This window comes from Mycobacteroides franklinii (genome assembly GCF_002013895.1).
In the GTDB taxonomy this organism is placed as follows: domain Bacteria; phylum Actinomycetota; class Actinomycetes; order Mycobacteriales; family Mycobacteriaceae; genus Mycobacterium; species Mycobacterium franklinii.
Genome location: NZ_MAFQ01000006.1, coordinates 565,228 through 585,935, shown reverse-complemented (window position 1 = coordinate 585,935; position 20,708 = coordinate 565,228). Strand labels below are relative to the sequence as shown.

At 64.1% G+C, this 20,708-nt stretch carries 21 protein-coding genes; 15 read left to right on the top strand and 6 right to left on the bottom strand.

Features of this window, described 5'->3' with window-relative positions:
• The 6 genes from B4393_RS27940 to B4393_RS12665 form a co-directional block, all read left to right on the top strand.
• The coding region (locus tag B4393_RS27940; protein WP_208863577.1) for a type II secretion protein E at positions 1 to 180 on the top strand (180 nt) is incomplete at its 5' end.
• Positions 177 to 953: a type II secretion system F family protein gene (locus B4393_RS12685; protein WP_078334407.1), complete on the top strand. Its 777-nt coding sequence runs from the start codon at positions 177 to 179 to the stop codon at positions 951 to 953. The genes B4393_RS27940 and B4393_RS12685, both read left to right, overlap by 4 nt.
• Positions 950 to 1,534, top strand: coding sequence for a type II secretion system F family protein (locus B4393_RS12680; RefSeq protein WP_025089069.1), 585 nt, complete (start codon positions 950 to 952; stop codon positions 1,532 to 1,534). Before B4393_RS12685 ends, B4393_RS12680 begins: the two co-directional genes overlap by 4 nt.
• A 54-nt stretch (positions 1,535 to 1,588) precedes the next feature.
• Positions 1,589 to 1,780 (top strand): DUF4244 domain-containing protein, encoded by a 192-nt coding sequence (locus B4393_RS12675; RefSeq protein WP_005083512.1) that lies wholly within the window; start codon positions 1,589 to 1,591, stop codon positions 1,778 to 1,780.
• Between the two features lie 68 nt (positions 1,781 to 1,848).
• Positions 1,849 to 2,106, top strand: a complete 258-nt coding sequence (locus B4393_RS12670; protein WP_191988887.1) for a TadE family type IV pilus minor pilin — start codon at positions 1,849 to 1,851, stop codon at positions 2,104 to 2,106.
• Entirely contained in the window at positions 2,015 to 2,449 is a 435-nt protein-coding gene (locus B4393_RS12665) for an Rv3654c family TadE-like protein (RefSeq protein ID WP_071997892.1), read from the top strand. Before B4393_RS12670 ends, B4393_RS12665 begins: the two co-directional genes overlap by 92 nt.
• Before the next feature lie 12 nt (positions 2,450 to 2,461).
• On the opposite strand, the gene B4393_RS12660 is transcribed toward B4393_RS12665, so the two are convergent.
• A complete protein-coding gene (locus B4393_RS12660) occupies positions 2,462 to 3,094 on the bottom strand; it encodes a TetR/AcrR family transcriptional regulator (RefSeq protein ID WP_005083508.1) in 633 nt (210 codons plus the stop codon).
• Positions 3,095 to 3,299: 205 nt separating this feature from the next.
• On the opposite strand from B4393_RS12660, the gene B4393_RS12655 reads away from it, so the two are divergent.
• From B4393_RS12655 to B4393_RS12640, 4 genes are all read left to right on the top strand, one after another.
• Complete coding sequence (locus B4393_RS12655; RefSeq protein ID WP_005083507.1) at positions 3,300 to 3,761, top strand: MmpS family transport accessory protein; 462 nt, start codon at positions 3,300 to 3,302, stop codon at positions 3,759 to 3,761.
• Positions 3,758 to 6,688, top strand: coding sequence for an MMPL/RND family transporter (locus tag B4393_RS12650; RefSeq protein ID WP_025089067.1), 2,931 nt, complete (start codon positions 3,758 to 3,760; stop codon positions 6,686 to 6,688). The genes B4393_RS12655 and B4393_RS12650 overlap by 4 nt, the downstream gene beginning before the upstream one ends.
• Positions 6,689 to 6,806: 118 nt before the next feature.
• Complete coding sequence (locus tag B4393_RS12645; protein WP_019164092.1) at positions 6,807 to 7,247, top strand: MarR family winged helix-turn-helix transcriptional regulator; 441 nt, start codon at positions 6,807 to 6,809, stop codon at positions 7,245 to 7,247.
• A gap of 67 nt (positions 7,248 to 7,314) precedes the next feature.
• Positions 7,315 to 8,409, top strand: a complete 1,095-nt coding sequence (locus tag B4393_RS12640; protein WP_005083502.1) for an NmrA family NAD(P)-binding protein — start codon at positions 7,315 to 7,317, stop codon at positions 8,407 to 8,409.
• A 12-nt stretch (positions 8,410 to 8,421) separates the two neighbouring features.
• Here the strand turns inward: B4393_RS12640 and B4393_RS12635 are convergent, their stop codons facing one another.
• From B4393_RS12635 to B4393_RS12625, 3 genes are read right to left on the bottom strand one after another with little or no spacing between them, the layout of a single operon-like run.
• A complete protein-coding gene (locus B4393_RS12635) occupies positions 8,422 to 8,790 on the bottom strand; it encodes a hypothetical protein (RefSeq protein ID WP_005083500.1) in 369 nt (122 codons plus the stop codon).
• Positions 8,787 to 9,707: a carbon-nitrogen hydrolase family protein gene (locus B4393_RS12630; RefSeq protein WP_005086905.1), complete on the bottom strand. Its 921-nt coding sequence runs from the start codon at positions 9,705 to 9,707 to the stop codon at positions 8,787 to 8,789. The genes B4393_RS12635 and B4393_RS12630 overlap by 4 nt, the downstream gene beginning before the upstream one ends.
• Positions 9,708 to 9,748: 41 nt before the next feature.
• Complete coding sequence (locus tag B4393_RS12625) at positions 9,749 to 10,384, bottom strand: TetR/AcrR family transcriptional regulator (RefSeq protein ID WP_025089066.1); 636 nt, start codon at positions 10,382 to 10,384, stop codon at positions 9,749 to 9,751.
• Positions 10,385 to 10,531: 147 nt separating this feature from the next.
• On the opposite strand from B4393_RS12625, the gene B4393_RS12620 reads away from it, so the two are divergent.
• Together B4393_RS12620 and B4393_RS12615 are read left to right on the top strand one after the other, a co-directional pair.
• Positions 10,532 to 11,491: an alpha/beta hydrolase gene (locus B4393_RS12620; protein ID WP_025089065.1), complete on the top strand. Its 960-nt coding sequence runs from the start codon at positions 10,532 to 10,534 to the stop codon at positions 11,489 to 11,491.
• Positions 11,492 to 11,582: 91 nt separating this feature from the next.
• Positions 11,583 to 12,686 (top strand): NADH:flavin oxidoreductase/NADH oxidase, encoded by a 1,104-nt coding sequence (locus tag B4393_RS12615; RefSeq protein WP_025239157.1) that lies wholly within the window; start codon positions 11,583 to 11,585, stop codon positions 12,684 to 12,686.
• Here B4393_RS12615 and B4393_RS12610 read toward each other — a convergent pair.
• On the bottom strand, positions 12,683 to 14,992 hold the full coding sequence (locus B4393_RS12610; RefSeq protein ID WP_025089348.1) for a DEAD/DEAH box helicase: 2,310 nt from the start codon (positions 14,990 to 14,992) through the stop codon (positions 12,683 to 12,685). The two genes, B4393_RS12615 and B4393_RS12610, sit on opposite strands and share 4 nt — an antisense overlap.
• Positions 14,993 to 15,333: 341 nt before the next feature.
• Here B4393_RS12610 and B4393_RS12605 point away from each other — a divergent pair, with 341 nt between their 5' ends.
• The 3 genes from B4393_RS12605 to topA all read left to right on the top strand — a co-directional run bounded on the left by B4393_RS12605 (position 15,334) and on the right by topA (position 19,177).
• Complete coding sequence (locus B4393_RS12605; protein WP_005064941.1) at positions 15,334 to 15,537, top strand: cold-shock protein; 204 nt, start codon at positions 15,334 to 15,336, stop codon at positions 15,535 to 15,537.
• 91 nt (positions 15,538 to 15,628) lie between these two features.
• Entirely contained in the window at positions 15,629 to 16,216 is a 588-nt protein-coding gene (locus tag B4393_RS12600) for a hypothetical protein (RefSeq protein ID WP_078281984.1), read from the top strand.
• 186 nt (positions 16,217 to 16,402) lie between these two features.
• Positions 16,403 to 19,177: a type I DNA topoisomerase gene (gene topA / locus B4393_RS12595; RefSeq protein WP_078334405.1), complete on the top strand. Its 2,775-nt coding sequence runs from the start codon at positions 16,403 to 16,405 to the stop codon at positions 19,175 to 19,177.
• Here the strand turns inward: topA and B4393_RS12590 are convergent.
• Positions 19,174 to 20,664 carry an adenylate/guanylate cyclase domain-containing protein gene (locus B4393_RS12590; protein WP_078334404.1) on the bottom strand — a complete coding sequence of 497 codons (1,491 nt, stop codon included), beginning with the start codon at positions 20,662 to 20,664 and terminating at the stop codon, positions 19,174 to 19,176. The two genes, topA and B4393_RS12590, sit on opposite strands and share 4 nt — an antisense overlap.
• Between the last annotated feature and the right edge of the window lie 44 nt (positions 20,665 to 20,708).

Sequence of the window (20,708 nt, the reverse complement as noted above, 5' to 3'; positions counted from 1 at the left end):
CCATCTCAATGTGTCTGTCACATCAGGAGATTCACAAACTTCCGAAGACTGACCGAAATCGCGGTGGTGCGCAAGGGCGATGACGGGATCGCGCGAGTGATACCTGCGTGGAATATCGACGGCGGGCGCTGCCCCGGTGCGGAGCAGTTGGACGGATTGATCGCTCGGGGTGCGGTATGACGCCGCAGGCCTTAGTGCTGCTCGCCGCCGCGTTGCTTCTGGTGCCGCAAAGGTATCGGCGGCTGGACCAGCCCGGGATGAGTCCGGTGCGCTGGACGGGGAAGCTGGTGGCGGCACCGCTGAGTGCGCTGGTGCTGACGGCTCTGTGGCTACTGCCACTGTCGGTGGTCGTGTCGGCTGTCGTGGTGGCCGGGACCGGTGCCCTGCGGTGGCGTAGGCGCCGCAGATCTCGCGTCGAATCGGAGGAGTTGGACTGCACGGGGTCCGGGCTCGATGTAGTTGTCGGCGAACTCAGGGTCGGGGCGCATCCCGTGCGGGCCTTTGAGATCGCCGCGGTCGAGCTGAACGGCGCGGCCGGCGAGGCATTCGCGGCGATCGCGGCACGAGCCCGCTTGGGAGTGAACGTAGATCGGGCCCTGCCGAGATCCGTTCCGGCGAGAGCGCAATGGAATCGGATCACCCGTAGCTGGTCACTGGCCCAGCGTCATGGTCTCGCGGTTGCCGACCTCCTCGACGCGTGCAGGGCGGATTTGCAGGAAAGACAGCAGTTCACCGCGCGCGTGAACGCCGGACTCGCCGGTCCCCGTGCGACCGCGGTCGTGCTGACGGGTCTACCGGTCGCGGGAATCGGGCTGGGACAGATGATCGGAGCCAGACCCCTCAGCGTGCTGTGCGCGGGTGGCGTGGGCGGCGCGTTGCTCGTTGTAGGGGTGACGCTGGCGTGTGCCGGCCTGCTGTGGGCCGACGCGATCACCGGGAAGGCGTTGCGGTGAGCGCCGCGCTGCTGATGCTTGCCGCGGCGGTCTTGACCGCGCCCAGGTCATTGCGGGCCCGGGCGAGGATGTCACCCCATCGGCTTCCTGCTCCTTTCGAGCGGGACGACATCGAAAAGGGTTTGTTGGGAATGGCATTCAGCCTCGACATGTTCGGTGTGTGTCTGCGGTCCGGGATGCCCGTCGCGACCGCGGCACTGGTGGTGGCTGCCGCGGCACCGGTGGAGCTGGCCCGAATCCTCCGTCGAGCGGGCGAGATGCTTGCGCTGGGTGCACCGGCATCGACGGCATGGATGGACGCGGGCTCACCCGATGATCCGGGATACGAACAGCGCCAGGCGCTGACCAGACTGGCGCGGCGATCCGCCGACTCGGGAGTGGTCATGGCCGACGGCATCGCCTCATTGGCGGTGCAATGTCGTCGAGACGCGCTGGATTCCGCGGTGGCGACCGCGGAACGAGCCGGTGTGCTCATCGGGGCGCCACTGGGGCTGTGCTTTCTGCCATCTTTCATCTGCCTGGGCATCGTGCCTGTCGTCATGGGCTTGGCGCGCGATGTGTTCCACAGCGGTGTGCTGTGACCTGCGGAGGGGCCGCAGGCCAACAAGGGAGGGAATCCATTGATACACAACGGTATGTTGACCAAGGTGCGTCGGCGGCTCGTGGTAGTCGTCGAGTCAGAGGATGGCATGTCCACGGTCGAATACGCGATCGGGACTATCGCGGCCGCGGCCTTCGGGGCAATTCTCTACACGGTGGTCACCGGAGACTCGATCGTCAGTGCGCTCACCAACATCATTGCGCGTGCACTCAACACCAGCGTCTAGACGGAGATGCGGGAGCCGTCACGGTCGAGGCCGCGTTCGGCGTCGCGGCGTTGGTGGCGGTGCTGGTGATGTGTGCAGCCGGAATTCAGGCGGTGTCTATCCAGGTGCACTGTGTGGATGCTTCTCGTGAGGCAGCGCGACTGGCTGCGCGTGGTGACGACGCCGATGCGCGAACGGTGGCGCGTCGCCTCGCGCCACCGGGGGCGACGGTTGAGGTTCGCCGCGACGGCGGCTATGTGGTGGCACGGGTTACGGCGACGAGCAGGTTGCTCCCTGCTATTACGATTGCCGCCGAGTCAATTTCGGCGATGGAACCCGAGGGCTGACGGCGGCGCGGCGACCATCATCGCGGTGGCGATGATTGCGGTGCTGTTGGCGCTGACCGCCGGGGGTGCCGCGGTGGGATCGGCCGTGGTGGCGCGGCACCGGGCTCAGGCCGCCGCAGACCTGTCGGCGCTGGCGGGGGCGCAGCACGCCCTCTACGGCGTCACGCCCGCGTGCGCGGAGGCCGGTGCGGTGGCCCGGCGGATGGGCGCGGTGGTGGCCGGCTGCACGGTCGAAGACCTGGATGTTGTTGTTGCCGTCAGTGTTCCGGTGATGCTGGGCCGTTTCGGCGCGCGACCTGCCCGGGCGGCAGCCCGCGCGGGGCCGATCGGCGAGGGTGGGTGACGGTAGTACCGATCAGCGCTTGGCTGTCGACCGCGAGTCCAGATAAGGAGCTACCGCGGCGTAGAAGATCTCGACGTGGATATCGACCATGTGCTGGCGGTCCAGATCGGGGCGGGAGCGCCACCAATGTCCCAGCCGTTCGGCTGCCCCGGACATTGCGTGCGAGAGTCCTTCGGCGAAAAGCTTGGGTATGTCGGGATGATCCTTGGTGATCAGTGCGTAGGTCGTCTCGATGTTGCCCAGGCGCAGCGCGGACAGTTCGTCACGTGACTCGGCGGGCAGCACCGCGGCGCTGCCGTAAATAAGCTCCCAGCGCTCGGGATGAGTCTCCAAGAGTTCATAGAACAGGTCGGCGGCGGCGGCGAACTGCTCACGCACGGCCTGCGTCGGATCCGCTCGCTGCACCAGGGCCTGCGCGAAGTCGGCTTGGGCTCGCCGGGCACAGGCCAGATAGGCCCCGTCCTTGGTTTTGAAGTGGCGGTAGGCGATGGGCTTGGTGACGCCCGCGGCTTGAGCAATGTCACTCAACGACACTGCGGCGAAGCCGCGTTCAAAGAACAGCTGCTCAGCGGCGTCCAGCAAGTGCGCGTGGCGCTCTGCCCACGGTCGGCGCGATGCCGCGCCGGACGTTGGGCCTTTCTGCATGAGTCAACATCCTAGCCGACTTGTTACTTCGGGTAACAAGAGCTATGTTACCGAAGGTAACAACGAGATGTGTGCCGTTCAACCCTGAGGAGCCTGCGATGAGTGGGGGATTCCGTGTACGGGGATACCTCCCCGGGCAGGTAACGAGCGCCGAGGAGGATTGCGTGTCCGCTGTTCTTACCGTCCCGGCCGGAGGTGCTCAGCGATGAGCCGACGCAAGCGATCAAAAGGTCAAGCCGGCCGAATTCTGGGCGCGTTGTGGATGCCCCTGGTGGCAGTGATCGTCATCGCGGTCGTGGGTTTCGGGGTCAACCGGATTCGGGAGAAGTCGCAGGCCATAAGCCATCCGCCGACGACGCGTCCGATTCCGGCCACGGTGGTCCAGATCAATCCCAAGAACGTCACCTATGAGGTGTTCGGCAATCTGGGAACTAGCGGGAAAGTGTCCTATGCCAATCTCAATAGCGAACCCGTCGACGTCGTGCTGACGTCACTGCCATGGTCGGTTTCGGAGACCACGATGTCGTCGGCGGCTTCATTGAGCCTGGTCGCACAGGTGGATGGGGATTCACTGGGATGCCGTATCCGCGTCAACGGTGAGGTCCGTGAGGAACAGGTCGTCAACCATTCCAGCGCCGCGGTCGCATGCACGGTGACGGCAGCATGACCTCGGGACAGCAGCCACCGCAGGATGAGGACACCGGGCCGGTGCTGGTGCCGCCCACCCCGCCGGTAGTGAAGGAACCTGAAAAGCGCCCTGGGCCAGCGCGATTGCTACGTGTACTGGCGATCCCGGTGGTGATCTTCTGGGTCGCCGCCGCCGCTGCCCTGAATATTTTTGTGCCCACCCTGGAAGAGACGACCGCGGCCAACGCCAAAGCGATGATTCCGCGGGATGCGCCCTCGTCTGCCGCCGCCATCACGCAGGGGCAAGACTTCCAGGAGTCCGATTACACCAGCATGGCCGTGGTGGTACTGGAGGCGCAGGGTCGTCAGCTCGGCGAGCAGGACCACAAGTATTACGACGAGATGGTTCGTCGGCTGCTGGACGACAAAGAGCACGTGCAATCGCTGATGAACCTGTGGGGTGACCCCGTTACCAGGTCGGGCCAGCAGAGCGCGGACGCACAGGCCGCAACGCTGACAGTGCGGCCCACCGGCGATCTGGGGGACGCCGACTCGAACAGGTCCATCAAGGCCATCCGCGGCATTATCGAGAAGCTCGACAAGGACAGGCCCGAGGGACTCACGGTCTACGTGAGCGGCCCGGCGCCCCTGGCCTCCGATACGCTCAACGCCGCCGACGAGAGCATGGTCACGCTGACCATCGTCACCATCGTCGTGATCATCGCGATGCTGTTGATCGCATATCGCTCTATCACCCGGGCGATCATTCCGCTGTTCGGTGTGTTGATCACGCTGGCCACCGCTCGTGGCGTGGTCTCGCTGCTGGTCGAAAACCACATCATCGGCATCTCGTCGTTCGCCATGAATATGGCGGTGTCTTTGGTTCTCGGTGTGGCCACCGATTACGGCATCTTCTATCTCGGCCGCTTTCAGGAGGCCCGGCGTGCCGGAGAGGACCGCGAGTCCGCGTACTACACCTCGGTGCGCAGTGTGGCCCACGTTGTGCTGGGGTCGGGCATCGCGATATCCGGTGCGTGCTTGTGCCTGAGCCTGACCACTCTGGACTACTTCCGGACCTTGGGCCCACCGTGTTTCGTGGCAATGGTTGTCGCCGTGATCGCGGCGCTTACGCTGGGTCCGGCACTGCTGACACTGGGTAGCAAGGTGCCCTGGCTGTCGGAGCCGGCCAAGACCAGTCCGGCCTGGCGCAAGTTGGGTACGGCGATCGCCAAGTGGCCGGCGGCGATGATCGCGGTTGCGGCCCTGGTGATCCCGCTGTGCATCGCCAACCTGGCCAACTACACGGTGAGCTACAACGATCGCGATTACGCGCCCAAGAGCGTCGAGTCGTCTCGTGGGTATGACGCAGCGGATCGCCATTTCCAGCCGAGCCAGCTCTCCATCGACACGCTGTACATCAAGGCCGACCACGATATGCGCAACACCACCGACATGATCAGCCTGGATCGCGTCGCCAAAAATATCGTGCGCACACCGGGTATTTCGATGGTGCAGAGCATCACCCGACCCAATGGACGGCCGCTGGAACACGCGTCACTGCCGTATGCGATGGGTTCGATGGGAACCAAGATCGGCCAGAATCTCGGATTCTTGAAAGACCGCGTCGCCGATATCGACACCATGGCTGCCCGGATGGGCGACATGATGGAGTCGAGCAAGAAGATGGCGGACATCACCGGTCAGCTTTCCGCGGGAACGCAGATGTCCGTTGAAGCGTCCAGGGGCCTGAAGGCCGCGATGGAGAAGACGCGCGACAACTTGGCCAACTTCGACGACTTCTTCCGTCCGATACGTAATTACTTGTATTGGGAGCCACACTGCTTCGATATCCCGATGTGTTGGGCCATGCGCTCATTGAACGAATCGGTCGACAATATCGATGAGGCGACCTCGCAGCTGGGGCCGATGGTCGATGGTTTGAGCATGGTCGATGCGGCCACTCCGCAGATGATTACTCAGCTCAACGCGATGGTGCAGAACATGGCCGTCATGCAGCAGCTGACGCTGACCATGCAGAGCCTATTTCATGCCACCATCGCGCAGCTCGAGCCGATGATCAATCCGATGGTCGACATGGGCAAGGCCTTCGACAACGCCAAGAACGACGATTTCTTCTTCATGCCCCCGGAGTCCTTCAACACCAAGGACTTTCAGACTGGAATGAAGTTCATGATGACGCCTGACGGCAAGGGCGCCCGCATCTTGATCTACCACCAGGGCGAGGCCATGAGCCCGGAAGGCATCGATCAGATCCAGCGTGCCGAGGCCGCCGCACACGAGGCAATCAAGGGGACGTCGCTGTCGAATGTCGATCTGCTGGTGGCTGGCGCGTCTGCGAATTACCGTGATGTTCAAGCATTTTCCATGAATGACATCCTCACCATGATGCTGGCGACTTTCGGGCTGGTGTTCCTGATCGTCATGGTCATCACGCGGACCCTGGCCGGTTCGGTGATCGTGCTGATCACTGTGGTGCTGTCCTTCCTCGGGTCGCTCGGGCTGGCAGCGTTCATCTGGGAAACCCTGATCGGCATCGAGTTGCATTGGCTCACACTGCCCATCGCCTTCATCGTGCTCGTCGGGGTGGGTTGCGACTACAACCTGCTGCTGCTCTCTCGGTATCGCGAGGAGCTATCTGCGGGTATTCGTACGGGCCTGATCCGCACCATCGCCGGATCCGGCAACGTCGCCGTCACCGCCGCGTTCGTACTCGCCGGAACCATGCTCGCGATGCTCTCCAGCGATGTGGTCAACATCGGGCAAGCCGGATCCACCATCTGCATCGGACTGATCTTCGACATGATGATCGTGCGACTGTTCTTGGTCATGCCGTTGGCCCGAATCCTCGGCCCGTGGTTCTGGTGGCCGCAAAAGCTGCCCACTCCCAAACGTGCCACGTTCAGGGATAAGCCCGAAGCCGGCGAGCCGGTGACCACACGGATCTGACGGACCATCAGTCGCGGGCCACGGCAGAAAGTGGTCCGCGACTGGGGCGTTTGCGATCACCCCGCAGCACCTTTCGGCGCCATTGCCGGGACGGTGATGTATATGCAACAATAGTTCCATGGTCACTGACGCCGTCGATGAGATCGTGAGCAACTGCCTGGCGGTTCGGGTCCGGCTGCTCGGCCGGGCCATCACGAGTGTCTATGACCACGCCCTCGAGGGTCATGGTGTGAGCATTGCCCAGATCAATCTGATGGCCGCTCTGGGCAGGATCGGCCCCTGCTCACCGGCGCGCATCGGCGAGGTTTTACAGCTGGAGCGGTCGACGGTCAGTCGCAACGTGGGTCTGTTGATCAGGCGCGGTTGGGTGGAGGCCGTGGCATCGGATGCCAAGGGAGTCCGCGAGGTAGCGCTGACCTCGTCGGGGGGCGAAAAGATCGAGACCGTGATGCCCGAGTGGCGGCGAGCGCAGGAAGAGGCCGCCCTGATCCTCGGGTCCGGTGGTATCAAATCCGTCCGGACTCTGGCGGCCAATATCGGACTACCGTCCGGCGATTAGTGGTCAACAGGGGCCGCCCCTGCTGCCGCATCTAAATGTTGTATATACACCTTAGGAGCACACCGCAATGTCATCACATGCCACCTCAAAGATCTTCATGATCGGTGCCACGGGTGCCCAGGGCATTCCCGTCACACGGTCGCTGGTTGCCGATGGGAAGTACTCCGTCCGATTCCTCACTCGCGATGCCACCGGTGCGCGGGCGAGAGCGCTGCTCGAACTGGGTAACACGTCGGCCCTGGAAGGCACTTTCACTGACGAAACCATTCTGCGCGAAGGGTTTCGGGGATGTGACGGCGCCTTCATCAATATCGATGGATTCAATACCGGTGAGAAGACCGAGATGTACTGGGCCATCCGCGCGTACGAGATCGCAATGGAAGAGGGGATCAGATTTCTCGTATACGGAAATCTCGACTACGGGCTCAAGAAGGCTGGTTACGACTCCAGGTACCGTGTCGGCCACTATGACGGCAAGGGGCGTGTCGCCGAATGGATCCTGCTTCAGAATCAGTCAAACGCGGAGCGGATGGGTGCGGCGATCTTCACATCCGGCCCGTACATTGAGATGACAATCTCGCCGCTGACTCCGATGGCGCCCACCGTCGAGGAGGGCGTCGTCACCTGGCGGGTTCCGCTGGGAGGCGGAGCTGTACCCCATGTGTCCCTTGAGGATTGCGGCTACTACGTCAGGTGGCTCTTCGACAACACCGATCGGTCCAACGGCATGGACCTCGAAGTGGCTATCGACCACATTCCGTACAGTGAGCTCGCCCGGGCGTTCGAGAAGGTCACCGGGCATCCCGCGCAGTACATAGACACGGACGTGGACACCTACTGGCAGGGGCCACTTGGGGGGATCGCCGATAGGCCGGCCGGATATAACGCGGCCCCGGATGACCCCAGCACCATGACATTTCGAGACAACTTCACGGGTTTTTGGAACTTGTGGAAAGACGGAATCGTCAAACGTGATTACGTACTGCTGGATGAAATCCATCCGAACAGGATCCGTACGGCCGAGCAATGGTTCAGGCGCGAGGAGGAACTGGGCAGGAAGCGCGGGAGAGGCGGCCTGTGGGAGCGGGTCCAACCGGAAAACTGGAGTCTCGACGCGGCTGTTCTGAAGAGTAGCCAAGACCTGCGGACCGGAAAGCTATGAGCAAAGGCGAACCTATTGGACCGCGACCAGTACCAGGCTGCCGCTCATCGCCACGAATGAGGTGAAGGTGGCAACCTTGAAACTGGTGTTGGAGGTGACGTTCTGCTTGAACGCCATCGGAAGGAACAAGGTGGGGTTCAGGAGCGCGCCATAGACCACCACGGCGGCCAGCCAACCGGGCAGATCGGGTACCGCAAGGCCCACCGCGATCAGCAGTATCCCCATGATGATGTAGTCGAGATGGGCCTGCAGAAACCTGCGCCCATTTGTCACGCCAGCCCTCCTGAGTAATTGTGGCGCAAGAAAGTTGGCTGCTACTACCCATCCCAAGAGCGCGCCGAGAGCCAGCTCGGCCAACCCGATGCGGACGACGATGCTCATGTGGTCACCATGTTTCTGCGGTACCACCTACGGCCGTGCCACCTTTGGTAATGCCATGCCGCGGTGGGTAATGCGCCCCGGCTGTGTAGCCAGAATCGGTCGGGAACCTCGGCCGCGGGTGGCAGGCGCCCAAGGTGGATATCGCCGAGAACGATGCCTGGGCCTTCTTCGGGGCGGCGTTCGGCGACGATGCTGCCGGTACCGTCGGTGATGAGGGTGGAGCCTTCAAAGTGGCCGCGATATTTGAGGGGGATCCAGGGCATGGCACAGCGGAATTCGCCGACGTGCGCGGCGTGAACAACCGGGGCACCAACATATTTGGCGAACGTGGCGGCCGCCGCCCTGGCGGTTTGGTGATTGCGGCGCTCCATGGCCGCGAAGGTGGCGCGTGGCCGCCATGGAGGTATCGACCACCAACCGGAGCCCGCCATCACCAGATCGACGTGAGCGCGCATGCGCCGCGCCGTGCGGGTACGCATCAGCTCCCAGCACACCGCCGCACCGACGTTGAGTGTGCCGGCGCGAAATACCCCGTCGTCCTGACCTCCGATGTAGAAGGCGTTCTCCCACATGGTCGGTAGATCCTTGTCGTGCCGGCCGATCATCCCGGTCGCGTCCGCGGCGAAATAGGCGTTGCGGACATGCCCATCTTTGTCGCGGCACAGGAACGAGCCGCCGACCAGCGCGTCGTAGTGGTGAGCCAGGGTCCGCAACAGCTCGGTGGCAGCTCCTTCGGGAGGTAGTGCGGCGTCTCGGAGTGCCGGGTCGAACGCGATCCCGGTGGTGAAGAACTCGGGGAGCGCGATGATTTTTGCGCCGGCACGCCCGGCCTCCGCGGCCAGTTGTGCGCACTTGCCCAGATTCGCGGCCACATCGCCGATGACTGCCTCGAGTTGGATCGCAGCTGCCAGCACCATAAACCGAACGCTACTATAAAACTGAGCGCTACTACAAGACTTTATGTGCGGACGAGCCCGCGCTCGATGATGTCGCGGCCCAACTCCAGTACGCGCTGCATTTCGGCGGGTTCCAGCCGCAGCCGGTCGGGGCGCAAGTTGAGCGACAGCACGCCATTCCACGCGCCCCACAAGAAGATTGATACGCGTACCGGATCTGGGCAGTGCACTTCACCTGCTGCGTCGGCCCGGCGCAGCACATCGGCGATGTCGCCGACCAGAGCCTCGACCTTGTCCGCGATGCGCCGCTCGACCTCGTTGGCCATATCGCCGGGAGGTACGTCCAGGGTGCGCAACGCGATCATTCGGAAGTACCCGGGATTCTGTAGGTGGAAATCGCAATAGGCGTCGCTGGCTGCGCGCAGTTCCTCCATGGGGGTGCGCCCCTGGCCAAATGCCACGGCCATCGCCTGCTCATTGACCGACAAGGCCCGCTCGACGAGTGCGAGGTATAGGCGTTCCTTGTTCTTGAAGTGGTGATAGATGGAACCCACCGCGAGGCCGGCGGCCTCGGCGATGGCATCCACCGTGACCGCGTGGAACCCGCGTTCCGCGAAAAGGCCTTCAGCCGCGTCGAGTATGGCCGCGGTGGTGACAGCCGTGCGACGGTCTTGACGGCGGGCCTTGGTCTCAGACACCCACCGAGGTTACGGGTTTTGCCGCGGTGAAGGCGAACGCCTCGGACCTGGTCACCGGAGAGGTATGTCCCGGCACCCCGCGCCGACGATGCGTGCCAACCGGCAGCCCCGCAGTCGACGGCAAGTGCCTGGTTGTAGCGTGATCTGATGGTCGTCACGCTGCACCCAAAGTCGGGTCTCAAGGCACGCTTGTCGTTTCTGCTAGTGATGCTTTTCGTCAAGCCATTGCTGATCTTGTTCCCGATCTTCGACGCAGGCCTGCGGCAGCTCAAGTGGCTGGATCGCGGGGCGCAGCGCGGACCCGACGCACCAGGCATCCAACGGTCTCGGGTCAGCCTGGCCAACAGGCCCACCGACCTCATGATTCCGGCAGGCACGACAGTCGCGGAAGCCGATACCGCCATCCTTTACCTGCATGGCGGCGCTTTCATCGCGTGCGGTCCGGCCACGCACCGCAAGATCACCGGCCTGCTGGCCCGCCAGCTCCGGGTACCCGTCTACGTGCTCGACTACCGGCAGCTGCCGGAGGTCGGCGTGGGCTCCTCGGTCGCCGACGCGGTGCAAGCCTATCGTGAACTACTCCAGGACTACGCGCGCGTGATTGTCGTCGGCGACTCGGCCGGCGGGTTCCTGAGCGGCAAGGTCATCGAATACGCACACACCCATGGGTTGCCGAAACCGGTTGCCTATGTGGGTTATTCGCCGTTACTGGATCTGGACTTGGCTGCCAATCCGGCCAGTACCAGCCGCCACGACGCGTACCTGCCCAAGGGCAAATTGAGGAAGCTGGCCCCCAAGTTCGACAGGGGGCCAGTGGAATTCGCCGGAGAGCGTCGCGTGGTTGCCGTGCCGGTCGAGGCGTACCCGCCCACATTGCTCATCACCGCGCAGAATGAATTCCTGGAGCCGGACGCCATCGCACTTGCCGAGAAGCTCTCCGCGGCGGGTGTGGTGGCCAAGGTGCACAGCTACTCATGGCAGCTGCATGCCTTCCCGGCCATAGCCGTCTCGCGTGATACCGCGGAGGCTGTGGTGCTGTCTGCCGACTTCATCAACGAGGCGCTTTCCGCCGCTGAGCAAGGCCCGGCGACAGAGCAGGCCGGCTGACCAGCCGGGGAAGCATCCCGGCGATATCTGCGTTGGACTGTGCCGGGCCAGCCATGCTGGCCATCGACCCGACGCGAGGAGCCATCGCACCATGAGTCTGTTGTTCGAGCCGTACCGGCTGCGCGACATCACCATTCCCAATCGGATCTGGATGTCGCCGATGTGTCAATATTCGGCGGCCCCGGCCGGGCCGCTGCTCGGCACCCCGAACGATTGGCATCGCACCCACCTGATCAGCCGCGCGATCGGCGGTGCCGGATTGGTGTTCACCGAGGCCACCTCCGTGAATGCGCAAGGGCGGCTTTCCCCATACGACACCGGTCTCTGGAACGACACCCAGGAGCAGGCCTGGGCAGCCATCGTGGACGGTATCAAGCACTTTGGCGCCGTCCCCGCGATACAGCTCGGGCATGCCGGGCGCAAGGCATCCACCGTCGCTCCGTGGGACGGGCACCGCTCGCTGGAGCCCACGGACCCGTTGAGTTGGGGGACCATCGGGCCCACCGATGCGCCATACGGTGATTTTGTACCACCCGTGGCCGCCACCACCGCCGACCTCACCGCGATCATCGAGGACTATGTCAGCGCCGCCCAGCGTGCCCTACGCGCAGGTTTCCAAGTGCTCGAGGTGCACGCTGCCCATGGATACATCCAGCACCAGTTCCTTTCTCCGGCAAGCAATACCCGCACCGACGAGTACGGCGGCTCGTTCTCCGGACGGGCCAAACTCACTCTCGACACCGTCACGGCGGTCCGCACCGTCTGGCCCGAACACCTACCGTTGTTTGTCAGGGTTTCGGCGACCGATTGGCTGTCCGAGGAACCGGGACACGAGGCGGACAGCTGGACACCCGATCAGACAGTGGAGCTGGCCAGAATGCTGGAGCCGCGTGGCGTAGACCTCGTGGACGTGTCGACGGGGGGCAATGTGCCGCACGTGCACATACCCACCGGGCCCGGATACCAGGTGCGTTTCGCTCGGCGCATTCAGACCGAAACACCGCTTCCCGCAGCGGCAGTGGGCATGATCACGGAGCCGCATCAGGCCGAATCCATCCTCGCCGCGGGCGATGCCTCCGCGGTGCTCTTGGGCCGTGAACTATTGCGCGATCCGTACTGGCCGCGGCGGGCGGCGCGCGAGCTGGGTGCGGATCTGAGCCCCGCGGTGCCCAAGCAGTACGCGCGGGCGTTCTAGCCCGGCAGTCGCGAGAGCACCAGCCGTAGTACCTTGACGGCAGCGCGCTTGTCCAACGGGGAATTTCCGTTGCCGCACTTGGGTGATTGCACACATGATGGGCATCCCGCATCGCATTCGCAGGCGTCGATGGCGTCGGCCGTGGCGCCCAGCCAGGTCGCGAGTTTGTGGTATCCCCGGGCGGCGAAGCCCGCACCGCCGGGGTGGCCGTCGTACACGAATACCGTCGGCAGACCGGTCTCCGGTTGAAGCGCGGTAGACACACCGCCGATATCGCCGCGGTCGCAGCTAGCTACCAACGGCAGCAGTCCGATCGCGGCGTGCTCAGCAGCGTGTAGGGCGCCGGGGGTCGAGAGCGGATCGATATCGATGCCCGCCAATGCTTCCGGCGTGACGGTGTACATCACCGCCTTGGTGCTCAGCGTCGACGAGGGCATGTCGAGCTCGACGAAGTCGAGGATCTCCCCGGTTGTCAGCTTGCGTAGATAGCCGATCACCTGATGGGTGACGTCCACGGGAACCAGCCCAATCTGTATGTCACCCAGGTCGATCCGCTCGCCCTCGCCGGTGATGGCAATATCGATGGTGGAGCGCGCGAACGTCGAATAGTCGGGCCGGTCGTTGTGCACCAGGGCGATTCCGTCGCCGAAGTCCAGTGAATCGACGACGTATGTCTCGCCGGAATGCAGGTAGACCGCACCCGGATGCACTGTCGCCGGAGCGCGTCCGGTGTCGACCGTGCCCAGCACCCGTCCGGTGTCGGCTTCGAGGATCATGACCTGCCCGCCGATCGACCCTCGGATGTCCACCGCGGCATATGGGTTGAGGCCCGGTGCTGCGAAATACCCGCCGGGCCGCTTGCGGAGCAGCCCGTCGTCGACCAGATCGGATACCACCTGCCCGGCGCCGAGAGAGCGTACATCATCCTCGGTGAGTGGGAGTTCTGTTGCCGCACAAAGCAGATGAGGACGCAGCACATGTGGATTGGTAGGGTCGATCACCACCGCTTCGATCGGTTTGTCCAGCAGGGCTTCTGGATGGTGCACCAGGTAGGTGTCCAGTGGATCGTCGCGTGCCACCAGCACCACCAACGAGCCCTGTCCACGACGCCCGGAGCGCCCGGCCTGCTGCCAGAATGACGCCACGGTACCCGGGAACCCCGCCACCACCACGGCATCAAGCCCGGCGATATCGACGCCCAGCTCAAGGGCATTCGTCGTCGCCGCACCGGTCAACGTGCCGCTCGACAGCGCCTGCTCCAGCGCACGCCGGTCCTCCGGTAGGTAACCGGCCCGGTACGCCGCCACCTGCGATACGAGGCCCGGATCGACCTCGGCCAGCCGATGCGCGGCGCCTAGTGCTGTCATCTCCGCGCCACGCCGCGACCTGACGAAGGCAAGCGTGCGCGCGCCCTCCTGGACAAGGTCGGCCAACAGCCGCGACGTCTCGGTACTGACTGGGCGGCGCACCGGTGCCCCGTTCTCGCCGGTAATCGGCAGCAGGGGTGGCTCCCACAGGGCGACCGTGCGCATCCCGTGCGGTGATCCATCCGCGACCACCTCTTCAACGGGCTGACCGATCAAGGCCTGCGCCGCCGCACCAGGATTGGCAGTCGTGGCACTGGCGAACACCACCGTCGGATGTGAACCGTAGCGCTCGCATAGGCGTAGCAGACGTTGCAGTATCAGTGCTACGTTTGACCCGAAAACGCCACGGTAGTAATGGCATTCGTCCACCACGAGATAGCGCAGGCCGCGTAGGAAGGCCGACCAGCGGGTGTGGTTGTGCAGTAACGAGACATGGATCATGTCGGGATTGGTGAAAACCCAGCGGGAGCTTTCCCGGGCGAACCGTCGCAACTCGTTGGAGCTATCGCCGTCGTACGTGCACGGCTGTACTCGCTCGAAATTGTCAACCCCCATGACTAATTCGCGCACCGCGCGCAACTGGTCGTGACCGAGAGCTTTGGTGGGCGCCAGATACAGCGCCCGTGCGCGCGGTTCTGAGGCCAGGGCGGTGAGGATCGGTAGTTGGTACGCGACCGACTTGCCAGATGCGGTTCCGGTGGCCACCACCACGTGGCGACCCGCGAAGGCCAGGGTGGCGGCGGCGACCTGGTGTGACCACGGCGCCGTCACACCTTGAGCTGCGAACGCGGCTATCGCGTCGGGATGTGCCCACTGCGGCCAGCTGGTCACCTCGGCGTTTCGGGCAGGGATATCGCAAATATGCCGCACCGGAGTCTCGCCGCTCGGCGTGCCGGCGACAATAAGATCCAGCAGTTCACGGCCGTAACCAACGGTCACCGCAAAACCCCTTGTGACCTGCACACTTGTGCCAAAACGGTGTCGATCCCGCTACCGTAAATGGCCATAATGCCAGGGTAAGGCAGGGCTGAAGGGGGCCGAAGTTTCGCCACTGTTCACCGAACTTCCTATCAATTATGTGGCACACCGCTATCGCCAACGGCCCAAACATGCTCTACTTAGGGCGGTCGCAGCTTCTGTGTTCGTGTTTTGCACTCGCAGGATCGACGTTGCGGTCGCGGTTCCTGCGAGGGTCATCTTCACGGGGTATGGCGGTCGGAACGGGGCCCGACGTACCGAACGGCGCGTCGCACCCGGTGTAAGAGAAGGAAAATCAAGAAATGCCACAGGGAACTGTGAAGTGGTTCAACGCGGAAAAGGGCTTCGGGTTCATTGCGCCCGAGGACGGCTCCGCTGACGTCTTCGTCCACTACACGGAGATTCAGGGCAACGGATTCCGTACCCTGGAAGAGAACCAGAAGGTTGAGTTCGAGGTAGGCCAGAGCCCCAAGGGCCCGCAGGCTACCGGCGTCCGCGCCGTCTGACCCACATCCGTCGTAGGAACGCCCCTGGCCCTGTGCCGGGGGCGTTTCTCGTTCGATGAAATTGATCGCGGAGAAAGTACTGTCTGTGACTGTGAGCCAGCTGTCCTTCTTTTCCGCCGAATCGGTGCCTCCCGAGGTCACCGATTTGGCGGGGCTGCTGGCCGGACCGGGTCAGGTGGTGGTCAGTGGAGCGGGCGCGCGCATCTCGGTGGTCGTGGACCAGCCGTGGCGGGCGTTGGCGCTGGCCGAGATGATCACCGAGACCGGTCTGCAGGCGGAGGTTGGCCACACCGAGACCGGTACAGAGAACCATCCGTTGGTGCGTACCGCGGTGAGTCCGGTTCTGCTCCCGGTGGCCGCAGCCTGGACCCGTGGCGCGGTGAAAACCGTGCCCGCACAATGGCTACCGGGTGCACGTGAACTGCGCGCCTGGGTACTTGCCGCGGGCTCGCCGGAGGCCGACAGATATCTGCTCGGGCTGGATCCCCACGCTCCCGATACTCATTCGGCGTTGGCGGCTGCGCTGATGCGGGTCGGCATTGCCCCGACCCTGATCGGAACACGCGGCGCCAATCCCGCGTTACGCATCAGTGGACGACGCCGGTTGGGGCGGTTATTGGAAAACATCGGAGAACCGCCCGGCGACACCGATGCATTCCGCGTCTGGCCGCGGGTCTAGCAGGGTTTTGACAGTGGGTGGGCGAGGACTCGGACACGCTTGTGGCCACCCTGACATCTGGAATACCGGCGCCTATATGCAAGGCTAGGTTTGCGCAATTGGCGTGGGGGTGTCATCTTGTGACCACGGTGAACCGCCCGTACACCGTACATATGCGGCTGAATGCGCAGGTAAGGAGACGAAGCAGTGCGACGGCTCGTCATCGTCGAATCACCGACGAAGGCCCGCAAGATCGCTGGCTACCTCGGCGACGGATACGTCGTCGAATCTTCACGTGGCCACATCCGGGACCTGCCCCGTGCCGCTGCCGACGTTCCGGCCAAATACAAGTCGGAACCCTGGGCTCGCCTCGGGGTGAACGTCGACGCGGACTTTGAGCCCCTCTACATCGTCAGTCCCGATAAGAAGGGCACCGTCACCGAACTCAAGGGCCTCTTGAAGGACGTTGACGAGCTCTATCTCGCGACGGACGGTGACCGCGAGGGTGAGGCCATCGCCTGGCACCTGCTGGAGACTCTCAAGCCCAAGGTGCCCGTCCGGCGCATGGTCTTCCATGAGATCACCGAGCAGGCCATCCTTGCGGCCGCTCAAGACCCCCGTGACCTCGACAACAACCTCGTCGATGCACAGGAGACCCGCCGCATCCTGGACCGGCTCTACGGCTACGAGGTCAGTCCCGTGCTGTGGAAGAAGGTCGGGCGCAACTTGTCGGCCGGGCGCGTGCAGTCGGTGGCGACCCGCATCATCGTCCAGCGTGAACGTGACCGCATGGCCTTCCGCAGTGCCGGGTACTGGGACCTGGGCGCCGAACTGGACGCCGGGAGCGAGGCCAAGCCGCCGCGATTCAACGCCCGCCTGCTGAGCGTCGACGCCCTGCGGGTGGCCTCGGGACGCGACTTCGACTCTCTGGGACACGTCAAAAAGGCCGACGATGTGTTGGTCCTCGACGAGACTCGCGCCAACGCGCTGGTCGCCGGTCTGAGTCAGGCCACGCTGACGGTCGCCTCCGCCGAGGAAAAGCCGTACACCCGTAAGCCCTACCCGCCGTTCATGACCTCGACGCTGCAGCAGGAAGCCGGGCGCAAGCTGCGGTTCTCCTCCGAACGCACCATGAGCATCGCGCAGCGGCTGTACGAAAACGGTTACATCACCTATATGCGTACCGACTCCACGACGCTGTCGGAATCCGCATTGACCGCGGCGCGCAGCCAGGCCGCGGAGTTGTACGGAAACGAATATGTGCACCCTTCGCCGCGGCAATACACGCGCAAGGTGAAAAATGCGCAGGAAGCGCACGAGGCTATTCGCCCGGCGGGTGAGACATTCAAAACTCCGGGTCAATTGCATTCATTGCTCGATAACGACGAATTCCGTTTGTATGAGCTGGTTTGGCAGCGCACCGTGGCCTCGCAGATGGCCGACGCGCGCGGCACCACGCTGAGCCTGCGGTTGGCGGGCACCGCCACCTCCGGCGAGCAGGTGGTGTTCACCGCCAGCGGTCGTACCATCACGTTCCCGGGTTTCTTGTCGGCATATGTCGAGACGGTCGACGAGCTGGCCGGTGGCGAGGCTGATGATGAGGAACGCCGTCTGCCGCAGCTCAAGCAGGGACAGACGGTTACCGTCGCCGAGCTGTCCGCGGATGGACACACCACCAATCCGCCCGCCCGCTACACCGAGGCCTCGCTCATCAAGGCGTTGGAAGAGCTGGGAATTGGGCGTCCGTCCACCTACTCGTCGATCATCAGGACCATCCAGGATCGTGGTTATGTGCACAAGCGCGGCAGCGCGCTGGTGCCCTCTTGGACCGCCTTCGCGGTGATCGGGTTGTTGGAGCAGCACTTCGGCCGCCTTGTCGACTACGACTTCACCGCCGCCATGGAGGACGACCTCGACGAGATCGCTTCCGGCAACGAACGTCGTACAAACTGGTTGAACGCCTTCTATTTTGGTGGCGAGCACGGTGTCGAGGGCTCGGTTGCACGCGCCGGCGGACTCAAGCGCCTGGTGGGTGTGAACCTAGAAGAGATCGATGCGCGCGAGGTCAACTCGATCAAGTTGTTCGACGACGAGCAGGGGCGCCCCATCTACGTGCGGGTCGGAAAGAACGGGCCGTACCTGGAGCGCATGGTGGCCGATCCTGATGGTGAAGCCGGGACTCTCATCCCGCAGCGCGCCAACGTCAAGGACGGCGTCACCCCCGACGAGCTGACCGTCGAGATGGCCGAACAGCTGTTCGCGATCCCGCAGGAAGGCCGGACCCTGGGTGTTGATCCAGAAACCGGACACGACATCGTGGCCAAGGACGGACGTTTCGGTCCTTATGTGACCGAGGTGCTGCCTGCCCCGCCTGAGCCCGCCGAGGACGAGAAGCCCAAACGTGGCGCCAAGAAGGTCGAAGGTCCTAAGCCGCGGACCGGCTCGCTACTCAAGACCATGACGTTGGAGACGGTGACACTTGAGGATGCCCTCAAGCTGCTGTCGTTGCCGCGCGTGGTCGGTGTCGATCCGTCCAACAATGAGGAGATCACCGCGCAGAACGGCCGCTACGGCCCGTATCTCAAGCGCGGCACGGATTCTCGGTCGCTGGCCACCGAGGATCAGATGTTTACCATCACCCTCGAAGAGGCCTTGAAGATCTACTCCGAGCCCAAGCGCCGTGGCGGACAGGCGGCTTCGGCCGCTCCGTTGCGCGAGCTCGGTGCGGATTCGGTCACCGGCAAGCCGATGGTGATCAAGGATGGGCGTTTCGGTCCTTACGTCACCGACGGTGAAACCAACGCCAGCCTGCGCAAGGGCGACGACGTGCTCTCGATCACCGACGAGCGGGCCTCGGAGCTGCTCGCCGATCGCCGCGCGCGTGGCCCGGTGAAGCGTGCCAAGAAGGCACCCGCGAAGGCGGCCAAGAAGGCGCCTGCCAAGAAGGCACCTGCGAAAAAGGCTGCGAAGAAGGCGACTTAGCCGTGACGGGGGCGCGCCACCTGAGTTGACACGGTGCGCCCGCGCAGCTCAACGGTCTCGCCGACGTCCCACCGCAATGCTTCCTCGTCGCGGGCTTCCATGACCGCGGAGGCCGACGCCAGCACGTTTCCGGGCTCGTTCTTGGCCAGCTCGGTCAGCCGGGCCGCTTCGTTCACAGGGTCGCCGATGACGGTGTACTCGAAGCGAGCCTGGGCGCCGATGTGGCCGGCGATGGCCCGTCCGGCGGAGACGCCGATGCCGAAGTCATTGGAACCCAAAACATTAGTGAGCTCGCCGGACAGCTCGCGGGCGGCCGCCAGCGCCGCGGCGGCACCATCGGGATGGTCGATGGGGGCGCCGAAGATGGCCAGCGCCGCGTCACCCTGGAACTTGTTGACGAAGCCGCCGTGCTTGTTGACGGTGTCGACGATGACCCGGAAGAACTCGTTGAGGACGCGTACGACCACCGCGGGCCCGCGGGTGGACGCGAGTTGTGTGGACCCCACCAGGTCCACGAAAAGCACCGCGACACTGCGCTCTTGACCTCCGAGCTCGGTGCCGTATTCGAGGGCCCGGCGTGCCACATCCTCGCCGACATAGCGACCGAACAGGTCGCGCAGGCGTTGCCGTTCGCCGAGATCGCGCACCATGTCGTTGAACCCGGCCTGCAACAGCCCTAGCTCGCTGGCGTCGTAGATCGGAACGTGCGCGTTGTAGTTCCCGCGCTGCACTTCGCTGAGGGCCCAACGCAACTGGCGCAGCGGATCGGCGATCGACGTAGCCACCAACAGCGTGCCCATCAGTCCGATGGCCAACGCGATGATCGCCAGGATCAGGATTGAACCGGTGAGGTTGTCGGCGTTGGACTTGAGATATCCGGCGCGCTGTCCCACGACGGTGAGCACGATCGCCAGGATCGGCACACCGGTACTCAGCGCCCAGGTGAGTACTTGGCGGACGATAACGCCTGGGGCGGTCACATTTTCGGGTACGCCACGGCGCAGGGCCTGAATGGCGACCGGGCGCAGGACGCGTTCGGACTGCAGGTACCCGATGATGCTGGTCGTGGTGGCGCCCAGCACGGTCGCGAACGCGGCGACCAGTACCGAGCTATGGGTGGACGACCAGGTGACGGCGACGAAGATCGCACCACCGACGAGCCATGTCGCGACGCTGATGACGGTCCGATAGAACGGCATCTGCAGGGCGCGGACGCGGACCCACTCAGAGCCCTCCGATTCGAAGTCGGGGGAGCTGTACTGCCAGCGCAGCACCGGCAGCAGCAGGTAGGTGCTGACGACGGCGCCGGCGATGAACAGGATGAACAGCGAGACGCCGAGGATGACGAGCCGCTCCGGGCCGAGCTCGGATAGTTCGACACGATCACTGGGCGGTAAGCCGAACCGCAGAAAACCCAACACGAACAGCGCGCCGACCAGGTTCGACTGGGCGATACCCATGATGAAGAGGGGCCATGGCGTCCGCATGACCCATCGGGAGTACCGGGCTGCGCGTGCGAGAGGGCGCTGGT

Bases quoted from the DNA above. Each gene is read 5' to 3' on its own strand.
- B4393_RS12685 (WP_078334407.1), top strand. From the start codon at position 177: ATGACGCCGCAGGCCTTAGTGCTGCTCGCCGCCGCGTTGCTTCTGGTG.
- B4393_RS12675 (WP_005083512.1), top strand. From the start codon at position 1,589: ATGTTGACCAAGGTGCGTCGGCGGCTCGTGGTAGTCGTCGAGTCAGAG.
- B4393_RS12670 (WP_191988887.1), top strand. From the start codon at position 1,849: ATGTGTGCAGCCGGAATTCAGGCGGTGTCTATCCAGGTGCACTGTGTG.
- B4393_RS12665 (WP_071997892.1), top strand. From the start codon at position 2,015: ATGTGGTGGCACGGGTTACGGCGACGAGCAGGTTGCTCCCTGCTATTA.
- B4393_RS12660 (WP_005083508.1), bottom strand. From the start codon at position 3,094: ATGCAGAAAGGCCCAACGTCCGGCGCGGCATCGCGCCGACCGTGGGCA.
- B4393_RS12655 (WP_005083507.1), top strand. From the start codon at position 3,300: ATGAGCCGACGCAAGCGATCAAAAGGTCAAGCCGGCCGAATTCTGGGC.
- B4393_RS12650 (WP_025089067.1), top strand. From the start codon at position 3,758: ATGACCTCGGGACAGCAGCCACCGCAGGATGAGGACACCGGGCCGGTG.
- B4393_RS12645 (WP_019164092.1), top strand. From the start codon at position 6,807: ATGGTCACTGACGCCGTCGATGAGATCGTGAGCAACTGCCTGGCGGTT.
- B4393_RS12640 (WP_005083502.1), top strand. From the start codon at position 7,315: ATGTCATCACATGCCACCTCAAAGATCTTCATGATCGGTGCCACGGGT.
- B4393_RS12635 (WP_005083500.1), bottom strand. From the start codon at position 8,790: ATGAGCATCGTCGTCCGCATCGGGTTGGCCGAGCTGGCTCTCGGCGCG.
- B4393_RS12630 (WP_005086905.1), bottom strand. From the start codon at position 9,707: ATGGTGCTGGCAGCTGCGATCCAACTCGAGGCAGTCATCGGCGATGTG.
- B4393_RS12620 (WP_025089065.1), top strand. From the start codon at position 10,532: ATGGTCGTCACGCTGCACCCAAAGTCGGGTCTCAAGGCACGCTTGTCG.
- B4393_RS12615 (WP_025239157.1), top strand. From the start codon at position 11,583: ATGAGTCTGTTGTTCGAGCCGTACCGGCTGCGCGACATCACCATTCCC.
- B4393_RS12605 (WP_005064941.1), top strand. From the start codon at position 15,334: ATGCCACAGGGAACTGTGAAGTGGTTCAACGCGGAAAAGGGCTTCGGG.
- B4393_RS12590 (WP_078334404.1), bottom strand. From the start codon at position 20,664: ATGCGGACGCCATGGCCCCTCTTCATCATGGGTATCGCCCAGTCGAAC.